Genomic DNA, 14,452 nt, shown 5'->3' on the forward strand with positions numbered 1-14,452 from the left:
TGGAGAGACACATGAAACATATGATGAAAAGCGGCGTCGCTGCCCTTGCTCTGGCCATTGGTGCCAACGCGGCCGCCGCCGAGGGTGAGCTGGTTCTGTACCACTGGTTTGAATACATCCCGCAAGAGCTGCTGGACAAGTTTACCGAAGAAACCGGCATCAACGTCACGATGGACACCTATGACAGCAACGAGTCAATGCTGGCCTCGCTCAAGGCGGGCGGTATCGGCACCTATGACGTGTCGGTGCCCGGCGACTACATGGTTTCGATCATGGCAGGAGAAGGCATGCTGGACACCATCGCCGACGGCGAGTTGAAAAACAAAGGCAACATCGCTGAGGAATGGGCCGATCCCGGTTTTGATCCCGGTCGGCAATCCTCAATCCCGTATCAGTGGGGATCGACCAGTTTTGCGGTAAGCCGCGATGCGTATGAAGGTGATATTCAGACCACAGATATCCTGTTCAATCCACCGGCGGAACTGCAGGGCCGCATCAACATGCTGGACAGTCAGGGCGAAGTGATGGCCATGGCGGCGCTGCATATGGGTATCCCGCAGTGTTCGACCGACCGTGAACAACTGAAGGCGCTGAACGCTATGCTGCAAGAGGCTAAACAGCACTGGGCCTCGTTTAATTCGGACACCGCGAAAGAGGTTCTGGTGTCAGGCGATGCGGCTGTGGGTCAGATCTATGACGGTTTCTCCGCTAAGGCGCGCGAGGAAGGCGCCAATGTGGAATACGCCTTTCCGACGCAAGGTTACATCGCCTGGATGGACAACGTCGTTCTGCTGAAAGACGCGCCCAACCGCGAGAACGCGCTGATCTTCATGGACTTCCTGCTGGAGCCTGAAAATATCGCAGCGGTGTCCAACTTTGCGCAGTACAATGCTGGCGTGAATGGCGTGGGTGAATTTCTGGACCCTGCGCTGGCCGAACAGCCTGAGAAGAACCCGCATGACAAGGCAGGTCCGGGCGTGTTCATCGAGGTCTGTGACGAGGAAACTCAGGCGGTGTATGATCAGATCTGGACCAACCTGAAGAAGTAAACTTATCTCTTCGAGTTTTGGCCTCCGATCCGGCTCTGGCTGGTTCGGGGGCTTGTTAACCAAACGCACGCCGATAAGGAGATCGCAAAATGAGCACGCCCATCCGCCTCCTGCCCGACGGGAACCCTGAAACCGGCTTTGTTCCATCATCCCTGGTGGCGGAAAGCGATTTCACCACTGAAGACAAGACCGAGACTATCAGCAGCTTTTTCGAAAGCCAGGACGGGAAAATCTCGACCGGGGTCTGGGAATGTGCACCTTGTCGTGAGATCATCGAGGCCTATCCCGTTGACGAGATGATGACCGTCATCGCGGGGTCAGTTACCCTGACCGCTTCGGACGGATCGGCACAAACGTTTGGTGCCGGGGATACGTTTTTCATTCCCAAAGGCACACCGTGCACTTGGGAAATTACCCAGACCCTGCGAAAGTTTTATATGATTGCAGCTTAACAGGGGCGCGGTGCGAATTACTTTGCGCCGCGCGGATTACAAAGCGAAGCCAAGGAACGTGATTTCCATCACGATGGCCTCCGGATTATGTCTGTAGACCAGGGGCAGCATAACCAGGGATCCCCCCGCTATGTTCGATGCATTAAACACGATCTTGTCGGCAGGAAGGATATTGCAGGTCGCCAGATAGTAGACCCCGACCATGACGATCAGCCCCAAAGGCCAATGCCATCTGTAAGGGTGACGTCATTAAGCAGCACCAAACCTTGTCTTAGCAGCTGATGTCTTCGAGGATGCGATCCATCATCGCGTCGCATGCGCTCAGCTGGTCGACCTCCAGATATTCATCCGGCTTGTGCCCCTGACGCTCCATGGAACCGGGGCCGCAGACGATGGTTGGAATGCCCAACTCGCTGAAAAACCCGGCTTCGGTGCCAAAGGCAACCTTGGTGGTTGCGTTACTGTGCGCAAGTTTCTGAGCATAGGCGATGACGCCATCCGTCTCGGCAACATCCAGACCGGGATAGGCGTTATACTGCTCGACTTCGATGCGCGCCTCGGGGCACAGGGCCTGATACCGGGCACCGACCCTGACCGCCGCGTCTTTGATCTGCGACAGGATGTCTTTCCCATGATCCGAGGCAAGATGGCGGTACTCAAAGGTCAACTCGGCACGGTCGGGCACGATATTCAGCGCTTTGCCGCCCGAGATCATGCCCACGTGGAATGTCGTATAGGGCACCGAATAGGCCGGATCACTGTTGCCGTTGGTGGCATAGGCTTCCTGCAGCGCGCGCAACTCGGCCACGAAATCGGTGGCCAGATGCAGCGCATTGACGAATTTCGGGGCCAATGCCGAATGCCCGCTTTGGCCGTGGCAAACGGCGCGCAGCGCGGCTTTGCCTTTGTGCCCGATGGCCACCTGCATTTCGGTCGGCTCACCCACAAAGCAGGCGCGGGGTTGGCCCAGCATCGGGGCCAGACGGTCCAGCATGTGCTGAATACCGACACAGCCGACCTCTTCATCATAAGACAACGCGATCTTAAGGGGCTCGCGCAGGTCCGCCCCGACGGTGCGATCCGCCAGCGCCATGACCGAGGCCACATACCCCTTCATATCCGTGGTGCCGCGCCCATAGACGCGGTTGCCCTCGCGGGTCAGTCGAAACGGGTCTTTGGTCCAGCTTTGGCCTTCGACCGGCACGACATCGGTATGGGCCGACAATAACACGCCATCGCCTTCGGGGCCTTTCTGCGCATAAAGCCCGGTCTTGTCGCCGCCCGGATCGGTGATGCGATGCACGGCAAACCCGCGCGCCTCAAGGAATTCTTCGACATAAGCGGCCAGATCAAGATTCGAGTTCTTGCTGACCGTATCAAAGCCAACTAGCCGGTCGAGAATATCCAGTGTCGAGGTCATCGGATTGAGCTTGCTTTCGCTGTGGAGGCGTTCATTCCAACCCTATACCACCGGTCAAAAACATAAATCCGGGAATGACTAAGCAGCGGTTAGGCGTTCTCTAAGACACGCAGGTCAGTCTTGTTCGCGCGCGCACAGCCCCGGCAATGACCCGGACTGAACGGCCCTGGCGCAGTGTTCGACGAAGGCTTTTGACGTGTTGGTTTCATTCTCGGAACGTGCGCGCAAAAGACCCAGCCGCATCGGGCGTAGCTCTCCGGCGAGGGGGACAAAGATCAGTTTCTTGCCGTCAGGCGACAACATGTTCAACGGGCGGATATTGGCGATCGAAAATCCGAACCCGTTGGCGACCAGGGACCGCATGACCGACATGTCCGCCGTGCGTTCCGCGATGTTGGGCTTGATGTTGGCGTCGCGGAAGAAGGACAAGAAATACTCACCACTGAACGGCAGATCCAGCAGAACCATGGGGCTGTCCTGCAGGTCCGCTATCGTCAGTTCGGCGTGGTCGGCCAAGGGGTGCCCTTCGCCCAGAGCCACATAGGGCGGCAGTATGTGCAGGGGCCGGAATTCCAGATCGGCGGGAATGTCCAGATCATAGGTCAGGGCGATGTCTAGCTCGGCCCGGCGCAACTGGCTGAAGATATCGGCCTGGTTCAGTTCGCGTTGTTCGATCCGGACGTCAGGATAGGTGGTCTCAAACTCCCGCCGCAATCCGGGCAGGATGATCTGCGCGAACGTGACCAGACACCCAACCGACAATATGCCCTGAACCTTGCCGGTGATCTCTCCGGCCAATGTGGCCAGCAACTCGGCCTCGCGCAGGACAAATTCGGTGCGTTCCATGACTTTTTGTCCGGCCTTGGTCAGCGACAGCCCGCGCGCGTGTTCGCGCACAAACAGGGTGACGCCAAACTCGACTTCTAGCTGAGCGATCGCGGCTGAGATCGACGGCGACGACACGTTCAGCTTGTCGCTGGCGGCGGCGATGCTGCCCGCCTTTCCGACGGCCACAAAATACTCAAGCTGTCGCAACGTGTATCTGAATGGCAAAGGCGCATCCCCGCAGTTTCGCGGATCAAGCCTTGTACTTGATCCACGTGGTTTTCAGGGCAGTATATTTTTCAAACGAGTGCAATGACAAATCGCGTCCAAAGCCGGACTGTTTCATGCCGCCAAACGGCGTCATCGCCGACAGGGCGTCCACCGTGTTCACCGAAACGGTTCCGGCCATCAGCCTGTCCGACACCCGGCAGGCGCGGGACAGGTTGTCTGTCCAGACCGACGCCGCCAGCCCATAGACCGAGTCATTGGCCATGGTCACAGCCTGATCCTCGGTATCAAACGGAATGACTGACAGAACGGGGCCAAAGATTTCGTCCCGTGCCAGCGGATTGTCATGGGCAACGTCATCAAAGATGGTCGGCTGGATGAAGCAACCCTTGCCCTCGACAGTGACGCGGTCACCGCCGGTCACCAGATTGGCGGTCTTTTTGCCATCTTCGACAAAGCGCATGATGCCCTGCGTCTGCTTTTCGTCTACGATGGCGCCCATTTTGGACGCCGGGTCCAGCGGATCGCCGGGCTGCATCGCCTGCGCGCGGGCAATCAGCTTTTCAACAAACGCATCCTTGATCGAGCGTTCCACATATAGCCGCGAATTGGCCGAGCATACCTCGCCCTGATTGAAGAAGATGCCGAACGCGGCCATGTCGGCGGCGGCGTCCAGATCCTCGCAATCGGCGAAGACCAGGTTGGGGCTTTTGCCGCCGGTTTCCGGCCAGACCTGTTTCAGGTTCGACTGGCCCGAATATTGCATGAACAACTTGCCCGTGGCGGTCGAGCCTGTGAAGGCCAGACAATCCACGTCCATATGCAACCCCAGCGCCTGACCCGCGGTCGCGCCAAAGCCGGGCACCACGTTGAACACGCCATCGGGAATACCGGCTTCGGCCGCCAGTTCCGCCAGACGCAGCGCCGACAGGGGCGATTGTTCGGCCGGTTTCAGCGCCACCGAGTTGCCCGCCGCCAGCGCAGCAGCGGCTTTCCACGTGGCCATATCCAGCGGGAAGTTCCACGGCGTCACAGCGCCAACAACGCCCAGAGGCACGCGGCTGACCAGCGCCAGATCACCGGGGCCAGTCGGGGCGACCTCATCATAGACCTTGTCGATGGCCTCGGCGTACCACTGGAAGAAATGTGCCGATCCCGGCGCGTCGACGGTGACGGCGTCGGTGATCAGCTTGCCCATGTCCAGACTGTCCAGCAGCGCCATCTCTTCAAGATTGTCGCGGATCAGGTCGGCCAGTTTCAGCATCACCGCCTTGCGGTCGCCCGGTGCCATGCGTGACCAGCGGCCATCCTCGAACGCGGTGCGGGCGGCGGTGACGGCGCGGCTTACATCCTCGGCGTCGCATTCGGCGACCGGGGTCAGCACCGATCCGGTGGCGGGGTTGATGCTGTCGAAGGTCTTGCCCGATGCGGCGTCAACGAATTTTCCGTCAATAAACGCCTGTCCGCGAAAGGACAGACCGGCGGCGCGGCTTTTCCAGTCGTCGTGTGAATAGTCCAACATCCTGTATCTCCCTAATTATTCGTCGCCGGGCACGCCGTAGGACGGTGCCACGCGCGGGTCCAGCGCGCGCTGGATATAGGCGTCAAGCTGCGGCTTGTAGACGTCCCATGCAGTTGCGATGGCCTCGATCGGGCATCCTTCGGTCCAGTCGCAGCGCAGATCGGCGACGGGCCAGCTGACCTTGTCGACGATCTTCATGCCTGCGGAATGCACCGGGCCTGCCTCACCCCCTGCGGCCAGACCGGCGCGCATGGCGGCGATCAGCCGGTCGCCGATATGGCCCGAGGCCGACAGAAACCCATCCACGATGGCCTGCGGGACGCCGTTATTGGCCAGCAGATTGCCGCCGGAGGCGACGTCTTCGGCTTGGGCCTGTGTCCAGATGCCAAGGCTGTTGGGGCCGGAATGGATTGCCGTGCGCCCGGCGGTGTCCACGGCAAGAACCTGACGGTATTCGATGAATTTTGCCTGCGCGGTCATCGCTTCGACGGCTTCGGGTGCAGTTTTGCCCTGTTCCATCAGATCCAGCGTCAGCGGGCCAAGACCGGGGTCAGTCACGTTTTGCGAGGCCACGGCCCCGACGCCCGCGCGCGCAAAGGAACAGCGGGCTGCAACAGCCGGCGAGGACGACGAAATCGCCAGACCGAACATACCGGTATCAGCGCAGCGGGCGACCAGAGAAAAAGTCATTTGGACCTCCTGAACGATAAAGACCGGGCTGCGCGGGGTGAGAGCATATAAGCGCAGCCCGGTTTCCTCAATTGATCGGCAAGATCAGTCGGGAATGACAGCGGTGCCGTCGATTTCAACAAGCCAGTCCGGGCGCGCCAGAGCCTGAACCACCAACCCGGTCGAGCAGGGGTGAACCCCTTTGATATATTCGCCCATGGTGCGATAGACAGCCTCGCGGTGGCGGACATCGGTGATGTAGACCACAACCTTGACCAGATGCTCCATCGAGCCGCCGGCCTCTTCAATCAGCTGCTTGATGTTCTGCATCACCTTGTGGGTCTGCTCAACCGGATCGTGACTTTCGATATTGACCGCATCGTCCAGATTCTGCGGGCACTGGCCGCGCAGGTAGACGGTCTTGCCGCCCTGCGTGACCACGGCCTGACACAGATCGTTGTCCAGGTTCTGCTCTGGGTAAGTTTCTTTGGTGTTGAATTTGCGAATGCGTGTGTGCGCCATTTTGGATTCCTGTCCTCTTATTCTGCGGCGGCGGGGGCGATAATGGCCGCCTCGCCTTCGTAATCGGCATAGGCGCGCTGGATGGAGATCTGGTCGGCGATGTATTTTGCATCGTGCCAGACGCCCCAGATAAAGGTCGAGCCGCGGCGCGATTGCCAGGGCAGGCCAAGGAAGTAGATGTCGGGTTCGACAGACACGCCACGCTGATGGATCGGTGCGCCTTTGGCGTCAAAGGCGTCGGCTTTGATCCAGCTGAAATCCTGACGGAAGCCCGTGGCCCAGATGATCGTGGTGATGCCTTCTTTGGCGAAATCAACCGAGGTCAGCGGGTTGGTCAGGCTGTCGGGGTCCGCAAAGGGTTCACGCGCCTCGGCGTCTTCCGGCAGATCGATGCCGGTGCGTTCGATATAGGCGTCGGCCATATCCAGCATCTCAAGGTAATTGGCGTCGCCTGCGGCCACGTTGGCCTGCAGGTCGTCGGCGAAACTCAGCACGCCGTTCTCGAAACCTTTGGTCAGGCCAGTCAGTGTCACGCCCTCATTGCCCAGACGGCGGAAATCCATCGTGTGGCCGCCATGGGCCCCGCTGACCGAGATGGTAACGTGTTCGGTGCCCGGTTTTTGCGCGGCTATGTCCCACAGGCCCAGAACGCCCAGCCACCAGACATTGTCACGGGTACGATAGCGTCGCGGCGGGCGGTCATGGGGGCCGACCGACAGAAATACCTTGCGGCCCGCGCGGTTCAGTTCATCCGCGATCTGCGCCCCGGATGAGCCCGCGCCTACAACCATCACGGCCCCTTCGGGCAGTTGTTCGGGGTTCTTGTAATAGAAGGAATGCAGCTGTTTCACATCAGCCGTTTCCGGCACGATCGGCGGGATCACCGGATGCTGGAACGCGCCTGTGGCCGCCACGATACGCTTGGCGTGAATCTCTCCGGCCGAAGTTTCGACCTTGAACCCGCCTTCACCCGGCAGACGCTCCGCCTTTAGAACCTCAACACCTTCGCGGATCGGCGCTTTGACCATTTCGGCGTATTCAACCAAATATTCGGCGACACGGTCTTTGGGCACAAACGCATCCGGGTCATCCCCGTTGAACTGGAGGCTGGGAAAGCGGTCATGCCAGCACGGTCCGTTGGCAACCAGCGCATCCCAGCGACCGGTGCGCCACGCTTCGGCGGTGCGATTCTTTTCCAGGATGATGTGGGGGACATTGTTGTTGCCCAGATGCTCGCTTAGTGCGATGCCTGCCTGTCCTGCGCCAACAACCAGCGTATCCGTTTTCTCGATGGACATGTGTCGGTTCCCTATTTCTGCATCTCGAACTGACCCCATAAGGTCGTTGCAATCGTGCGTTGTCTGCTGGTGTCGGGACAGGCAGGCGACAGGTCGCCATGTCTGTCCGAGCGGGACGATTGGATTGACCAAAGCCTCGCGTTTTGTGCCGCTCCAGCGAGTTTCGCACGTTTCCCCAATAAGGTTTCACAAGTTCGAAAGACGCGAAATTATTGTCTGGCTATCTCTTAATTAGGCTTTGGCTAATCTGCACGGTACTACGTTGTTTTCCGGGCCACTTGCCCGTGTTCCGAAAGGAAAGGCGCTATAAGATAATACAGTTCGCCTTGGGATGAGATTCCGCTTTTCCGGTAAAGCTGCTTGCGCAGAACCTTGACGGTCTGCGGGCTGATGCCAAGCGTCAGGCCAATGGAAATCGACGAATGGCCCTGTAGGATCAACAGCGCCACCTCGGCCTGTCTGGGGCTGAGGCTGATGCCCTGTTCGGCGGACAAGCGGTGGCGCAGATGATCGACGATATCGCCCGGTTTGTCCCCGTGCGGGGGTCTGAGGCCGGACCAGTTCTTTCTGACCAGCGCATTGACCACCGGGGCAACCTGTTTGGCCGCATTGTGATCCCGGTTCGAGAAGCGCGACGCCGTGGTGGCATCCCTGCCGATACAGACCGTGATCGACGACCCCGGCGCGAGGCCAACAAAGAAAGCAAGCTCATCCGTCAGGGTCGTGTTAGCGTAGTAGGATTTGAAATATTCATTGCGCTGAAACTGGTCGGGGGCGACATCGGCCAGACGATACAGCCCATCCGCCGCGCCTTTCTGGTGCAGGCGAAAGAACGGGTCCAGCAGATAGGCCCCTTTGACATAGTGGCTGTCGATACGTTCAAACACGCGGCTGTCACGGGCATGGGTCGCCAGAACCTGCGGGCTGCTGGTCTGAAAAAAGGCGATGATTGCGAAATTGTCGAACGAACATGTCGCATTCAGCCATTGACGCAGCGCATCGCTGAAACGCTCGGACCCGGTGGCCAGAATGGCATCCGACAAAGCAACTGCGGTTGGAAGTGGCGACATGTGCGAGTACCCCTCTGGGGGTATATACCCCTTAAATTGAACAAAGTAATCTTTTTCGTAAAATTGGGTGGTATATTTCACGATCAGATCGCAACGGGCCTTACCACCACCACGCATTAGCATCGGATACCAAGGGGGTCGATCATGGCTAGAGATACGCTTGAAATTCTTGCGCAGGACGATCACCTGATTCAGTCCTTCGCCGACCTGAACGCGCTGAAACAGCAAGGCGCGCGCACCGTGATCTCCCGCGCCAAGGGGGCTTATGTCTATGACAGCGACGGGACCGAAATGATCGACGGGATCGGGGGCCTGTGGTGCGTCAATATCGGTCACGGAAATACCGAGATGATCGACGCGATCACCGATCAGCTGAAGACGCTGGATTATTACTCGACCTTCTACAACTTTACCCACCCCGCCGCTGCGGCGCTGGCCGAGAAGGTCGCGCAGCTTGCGCCCGGGCATCTGAATTCGGTCTATTTCGGAAATTCCGGTTCGGTTGCCAATGACAGCGCCATTCGGATGCTGCACCACTATAATATCCGCAAGGGCAAGCCGGAAAAGAAGATGGTGCTGTCGCGGCACGGGGCCTATCACGGCTCGACCCATCTGGCGATGGCGATGACGACGCCGGGCTACTCCGACGGCTGGCACGCGGCCAATGATCTGGTGCATCACCTGCGCTCGCCCCATTTCTGGCGCGAAGGGGATGAATTGACCGAGGCCGAGTTCCTCGAAGCTCTGATCGACGATCTGATTGCAAGCATCGACCGTATCGGCGCGGAAAATATCTGCGCCTTTATCGCCGAACCCATTCAGGGCGCAGGCGGTGTAGTCCCCGCGCCAAAAGGATACCACAAACGCGCGTGGGAGGTCTGCAAAGCCAACGATATCAAGTACATCGCCGATGAAGTCGTCACCGCCTTTGGCCGTCTTGGGCACTTCTTCGCGTCCGAGGATGTGTTCGGCATGGTGCCCGATATCATCACCACGGCCAAGGGTCTGACCTCGGGCTACCAACCGCTATCGGCCACTATTGTCTCGGACGATATTCACGAGGTGATCTCGCGGCCGGACGGTATGTTCCTGCATGGCATGACCTATTCAGGCCATCCGGCAGCTGCGGCGGCGGGTCTGACCAACATTGCAATCATGGAGCGTGAAGGCATCCCTCAGCGTGTCCGAACAACCGGCAAGCGGTTTGAAAACAACCTGCGCGGCCTGATCGACATCGAAATCGTCGGCGAAGTGCGAGGCGGCCATTTCATGATGGGGATCGAGTTTGTCAAAGACCGCGATACCAAGGAAAGCTATCCCGATGATGCACAGGTTGGGCTGAAAGTGGCCCGCGCCTGTCAGAAACGCGGCCTGATCGCGCGGCCGTTGGGCAATGTGCTGATCCTGTCCCCGACCCTGATCATGGACGAACCCATGATCGACCGCATCGAAGACATCCTGCGCGACGCCATCACCGAGGTCGCCGCAGGCCTTTAGACACAGCACGATCAGGGGCCAAGAGCCCCCGCTTTACATATCAGCCAGCCCGAAGGAGTTAGCCATGCGCGACCCACGTTACGACATTCTGTTCGAACCGATGCAGATCGGTCCCGTTACCGCCAAGAACCGCTTCTACCAGGTGCCCCATTGCAATGGCGGCGGATACCGCGACCCCTCGGCGGCTGCAGCGATGCGCGGGATCAAGGCCGAAGGCGGCTGGGGCGTGATCTTTACCGAACAGTGCGAGATGCACCACACCTCGGAAATCACTCCCTTCATCGAGCTGCGCCTGTGGGAGGACAAGGACATCCCGCAACTGCGTAAGATGTCCGAGCGGATGAAAACCCACGGCGCGCTGGCTGGCATTCAGCTGGCCTATTCCGGCATCAACGGGCCGAACCTTTATACCAAAGAAGTGCCGCTGGCCCCCTCGGCCCTGCCGATCCGCACCTTCACCAATGACCCGGTGCAGGCGCGAGCGCTGGACAAGCAAGACATCAAGGACCTGCGGCGCTGGTTCGTAAATGCTGCGAAACGGTCAAAGGATGCGGGCTTTGACCTGATCTGTCTGTACGGCGCGCACGGGTTCGGCATCTTCCAGCACTTCCTCAGCCGCGCCACCAACCAGCGCAGCGACGAATACGGTGGGTCACTGGAAAACCGCGCCCGGTTCAGTCAGGAGGTCATCGCCGACATGCGCGACGCGGTGGGCGACACGATGGCGATCACCCTGCGGGTCAGCCTGGATGAAACCATCGGAGAGCTGGGCTTCTCCAACGCCGAGGTCCGCGACTATATCGAGATGAACAAAAACCTGCCCGACCTGTGGGATCTGGCGCAAGGGACGTGGGAGGATTGCTCGGGCCCGTCACGCTTCAAGGAAGAGGCAGCGCAGGAAGAGCTGGTGCGCGGTATTCATGAGCTGACCGACAAGCCCATCGTTGGCGTCGGGCGGTTCACCTCGCCCGATGTGATGGCCAAGATGGTCAAGTCCGGCACGTTGGATTTCATCGGCTGCGCGCGCCCGTCGATTGCCGACCCTTTCCTGCCAAAAAAGATCGAGGAAGGTCGGATCGAGGACATCCGCGAATGCATCGGCTGCAATATCTGCATCACTGGCGATATGACCATGTCGATCAGCCGCTGCACTCAAAATCCAACTTTCATGGAGGAATGGCGCAAGGGCTGGCATCCCGAAAAGATGAACGACAAAGGCGACAGCGACAACGTGCTGATCGTGGGATCAGGCCCCGCAGGGCTTGAGGCCGCATGGGCGCTGTGCCGCCGGGGCTATGACGTCGCCGTAGCCGAGGCCCGCGACGTGATCGGCGGTCGCGTGGCCCGCGAACGCTTGCTGCCTGGCTTGTCGGCCTGGGGTCGCGTAGTTGATTACCGTGACTATCAACTCAGCCAGCGTCCGAATGTAGAAATTTATCGTGAAAGCGAGTTGGATGCCGAGAGCATCCTTGAGTTCGGCTTTGAAAACGTCTGCATCGCCACTGGGGCCAAATGGCGCAACGATGGTGTCTCGCGCCAGCATGTCGTACCGATGCCGATCGCTGAGGGCGTCAAGGTCTATACGCCGGACGATCTGATGGATGGCACCATCCCCTCGGGCCGAGTGGTGGTCTATGACGACGATCACTATTACATGGGGGGCGTGCTGGCCGAACTGCTGGCCAAGAACGGCGCGCAAGTGACGCTGGTCACGCCGTCGGCCTATGTCAGCGACTGGACGAACAACACGCTGGAACAGATCGCCATCCATCCGCGGCTGGTGGATGCAGGCGTCGAGATCGTGCTGAACCAGGGCGTCACCGAAATCCACCCTGATCACGTTGTGTCGAACTGCGTCTACACCGACCGCACCTGGAAGATCGAGGCGGACGCGGTGGTCATGGTCGCCTCACGTCTGGAAAACAACGCCGTCTTCAATGACCTGAAAGCGCGCGAGGCCGAATGGGCGGATGCAGGCATTAAATCTGTCAAGCTGATCGGTGACGCCAACGCTCCGGGCCCAATCGCATGGGCGACCTATGCAGGCCACCGCTATGCCCGTGAGCTGGACGGCGAAGACATTGGTGATGCGCTGCCTTTCCGTCGCGAAATAACAGAACTCGCGGCGGACTGAGATTATTGAAGAGCGCAAGGCGGCAAGGGCAGAGCTCTGCCGCGTTGCATATTTGAATAACAATTAACGTCCGCGAAGTTTGGATTGACGCCGCGATTTTCAGCGCGCTCAAAAGTTTGCTCTCTTCCGTCAGTGGTAATCTACTGTCTGGTTTCAATGACTTTGTCGCGCAATGATTGTCTGCGGTATCTTTAGATCCGACATTGGTCAGCAACAGCCGCGAATTTCGGATCTTCGCCCGAGGTATTTTGCTCCTCAGTTGCAAATTCGCACAATGCGGCCGTTCACACGCAAAGTACCAATAGTAATTTCGTCCGCGACTTGTGAATTGCCCGATGAAAGTTCGCTGCGTTCTTCATGAATGGCCGCTGTTTCTGCTGCCTTGTAGCGTCCACAGCTTAGCGCTTGCAGCGTTTCTCGCGCTGCGAGTGCACGCAGCATGATTGGAAGACTTCCGCTGTGGGCTCAAACCGGATGTTCAAGGTTCGGTCACAAAAGTTCAGTTTGTAGTGGTGGTGTTGGTTTGCGAAGGAATTTCCAAATCAGGCGGGTTCCCAATACGTATGACTACTGAGATGCGGGCAGAAACGTCCCCGGATGCATGATGATATCGAAATGCTGCATCCCCTTTTTCAGATCGAAACTGACCGAATGCCCGGCTTTGCGCAGTAATTCGGCGTAATCGCGGCTCTGACGAATGAACTCTGGCGTGTCTCGTTCGGCCACGGTCACGTGGTAGCGCGGGCCGGGGGCGGGCAGGTGCAGGATGGGGGACAGATCATGTATCTCGACCGGCGTCAGTTGTAGCGGATCGTTCACCGTCGTCAGGCTGATCGGTTCCAAATCATAGACCCCGCTGATCAGGATCACATCACGCACGCGCAGCCCGGCGCGGGCCAACTCATCGGCTGAGGTTGCCATGACCATAGCCGCCAATTGCGCCCCGGCGCTGTGCCCGGACAGGGTGATCCGCGACGGATCGAAACCCAGATCAGGTGCATTTGCGGCCATCCACAGCAGGGCGTCGCGGCATTCCTCGATCATGTCACCAATCCGCGCCTCAGGGGCAAGTGTGTAGTTCAGGGTCGCAAAGGACTGCTCGGCCTCAACCAGTGCAGGGGCCATCATTGCCGACTCGTTTTGGCTCAGCGCCTGCCAGTAACCGCCGTGAATAAAGACATGCAGCGGTGCGCCTGCGCCCTTCGCGGGAAAGAAATCCAGAACCTGAGCTGTACCGTCACCGTAAGAGACATTCCCGATGACCTCCATCTGCGCCCGGTGCTGCGCGCTGAGCGCGGCGTAGCTGTCTAGATAAGGTGTCAGGTCGCCGCCGATCATCGACCGGGGTGAATATTCCTGCTCCAACTCGTCCTGCGAAAACCCCCGGTACAGCATCGCTTACTCCTGCTCGGTATAGATCAGTTCGGTGCGCATATTGTAGAGATTATGGAAGAACCGCAAACCCAAGGCTTTACGCAGGAAGGCCGCGACCTGTGCCTGACTTACCCGCTCCAACGATATGACGTGATTTAAACGCCAGCGTTGGAGTGGGAAATGCACGTCCATCAGCTTCCCGGCCGGGGCGCAGCGGTCCTGAAAGGTTGTTGCAGGTTCAGCAGGGTCCTGAGTTGCAGGAAATGCCATAACTCTTGTGATGGAATTGCGCGAATTCGGTGACCGGACAGTCCTCGTCACCGCGCTCCGGAAACCGATATCTTTGTCGCCGAGGTGCTCCTGAAAATACGTGAGCCTCCCCTGTTTAAAGG

At 59.0% G+C, this 14,452-nt stretch carries 15 protein-coding genes; 4 read left to right on the forward strand and 11 right to left on the reverse strand.

Annotated features, from left to right (window positions below; translation table 11 throughout):
- Positions 1 to 11 precede the first annotated feature (11 nt).
- Both RUE5091_RS12095 and RUE5091_RS12100 read left to right on the forward strand, forming a co-directional pair.
- Positions 12 to 1,049 (forward strand): extracellular solute-binding protein, encoded by a 1,038-nt coding sequence (locus RUE5091_RS12095; RefSeq protein ID WP_058282178.1) that lies wholly within the window; start codon positions 12 to 14, stop codon positions 1,047 to 1,049.
- An 89-nt stretch (positions 1,050 to 1,138) separates the two neighbouring features.
- Complete coding sequence (locus RUE5091_RS12100; RefSeq protein ID WP_058282179.1) at positions 1,139 to 1,501, forward strand: cupin domain-containing protein; 363 nt, start codon at positions 1,139 to 1,141, stop codon at positions 1,499 to 1,501.
- 36 nt (positions 1,502 to 1,537) lie between these two features.
- On the opposite strand, the gene RUE5091_RS23930 is transcribed toward RUE5091_RS12100, so the two are convergent.
- The 8 genes from RUE5091_RS23930 to RUE5091_RS12140 all read right to left on the reverse strand — a co-directional run bounded on the left by RUE5091_RS23930 (position 1,538) and on the right by RUE5091_RS12140 (position 9,055).
- The gene (locus RUE5091_RS23930) at positions 1,538 to 1,720 is read right to left on the reverse strand and encodes a CBU_0592 family membrane protein (protein ID WP_058282180.1); all 183 of its coding nucleotides are present in this window, start codon (positions 1,718 to 1,720) and stop codon (positions 1,538 to 1,540) included.
- A gap of 52 nt (positions 1,721 to 1,772) precedes the next feature.
- Positions 1,773 to 2,921 (reverse strand): acetylornithine deacetylase, encoded by a 1,149-nt coding sequence (argE, locus tag RUE5091_RS12110; RefSeq protein ID WP_058282181.1) that lies wholly within the window; start codon positions 2,919 to 2,921, stop codon positions 1,773 to 1,775.
- A 114-nt stretch (positions 2,922 to 3,035) separates the two neighbouring features.
- Entirely contained in the window at positions 3,036 to 3,974 is a 939-nt protein-coding gene (locus RUE5091_RS12115; RefSeq protein WP_058282182.1) for a LysR substrate-binding domain-containing protein, read from the reverse strand.
- A gap of 25 nt (positions 3,975 to 3,999) precedes the next feature.
- Positions 4,000 to 5,496 (reverse strand): aldehyde dehydrogenase, encoded by a 1,497-nt coding sequence (locus tag RUE5091_RS12120; protein ID WP_058282183.1) that lies wholly within the window; start codon positions 5,494 to 5,496, stop codon positions 4,000 to 4,002.
- Between the two features lie 15 nt (positions 5,497 to 5,511).
- Complete coding sequence (locus RUE5091_RS12125) at positions 5,512 to 6,186, reverse strand: DUF1028 domain-containing protein (protein WP_058282184.1); 675 nt, start codon at positions 6,184 to 6,186, stop codon at positions 5,512 to 5,514.
- 84 nt (positions 6,187 to 6,270) lie between these two features.
- A complete protein-coding gene (locus RUE5091_RS12130; RefSeq protein WP_058282185.1) occupies positions 6,271 to 6,687 on the reverse strand; it encodes a RidA family protein in 417 nt (138 codons plus the stop codon).
- 17 nt (positions 6,688 to 6,704) lie between these two features.
- On the reverse strand, positions 6,705 to 7,985 hold the full coding sequence (locus RUE5091_RS12135) for a flavin-containing monooxygenase (RefSeq protein ID WP_058282186.1): 1,281 nt from the start codon (positions 7,983 to 7,985) through the stop codon (positions 6,705 to 6,707).
- 257 nt (positions 7,986 to 8,242) lie between these two features.
- Entirely contained in the window at positions 8,243 to 9,055 is an 813-nt protein-coding gene (locus RUE5091_RS12140; RefSeq protein ID WP_058282320.1) for a helix-turn-helix domain-containing protein, read from the reverse strand.
- Between the two features lie 144 nt (positions 9,056 to 9,199).
- Here RUE5091_RS12140 and RUE5091_RS12145 point away from each other — a divergent pair, with 144 nt between their 5' ends.
- Together RUE5091_RS12145 and RUE5091_RS12150 are read left to right on the forward strand one after the other, a co-directional pair.
- Positions 9,200 to 10,552: an aminotransferase class III-fold pyridoxal phosphate-dependent enzyme gene (locus tag RUE5091_RS12145; protein ID WP_058282187.1), complete on the forward strand. Its 1,353-nt coding sequence runs from the start codon at positions 9,200 to 9,202 to the stop codon at positions 10,550 to 10,552.
- Positions 10,553 to 10,616: 64 nt separating this feature from the next.
- The gene (locus RUE5091_RS12150; protein WP_058282188.1) at positions 10,617 to 12,686 is read left to right on the forward strand and encodes an oxidoreductase; all 2,070 of its coding nucleotides are present in this window, start codon (positions 10,617 to 10,619) and stop codon (positions 12,684 to 12,686) included.
- Positions 12,687 to 12,941: 255 nt separating this feature from the next.
- Here RUE5091_RS12150 and RUE5091_RS12155 read toward each other — a convergent pair whose 3' ends face one another.
- The 3 genes from RUE5091_RS12155 to RUE5091_RS12165 all read right to left on the reverse strand — a co-directional run bounded on the left by RUE5091_RS12155 (position 12,942) and on the right by RUE5091_RS12165 (position 14,330).
- Positions 12,942 to 13,127: a hypothetical protein gene (locus RUE5091_RS12155; protein WP_058282189.1), complete on the reverse strand. Its 186-nt coding sequence runs from the start codon at positions 13,125 to 13,127 to the stop codon at positions 12,942 to 12,944.
- Between the two features lie 126 nt (positions 13,128 to 13,253).
- Positions 13,254 to 14,081, reverse strand: coding sequence for an alpha/beta hydrolase (locus tag RUE5091_RS12160; protein WP_058282190.1), 828 nt, complete (start codon positions 14,079 to 14,081; stop codon positions 13,254 to 13,256).
- Between the two features lie 3 nt (positions 14,082 to 14,084).
- Entirely contained in the window at positions 14,085 to 14,330 is a 246-nt protein-coding gene (locus RUE5091_RS12165; RefSeq protein WP_058282191.1) for a hypothetical protein, read from the reverse strand.
- Positions 14,331 to 14,452 lie beyond the last annotated feature (122 nt).

Source organism: Ruegeria denitrificans, from assembly GCF_001458295.1.
Lineage (GTDB): Bacteria > Pseudomonadota > Alphaproteobacteria > Rhodobacterales > Rhodobacteraceae > Ruegeria > Ruegeria denitrificans.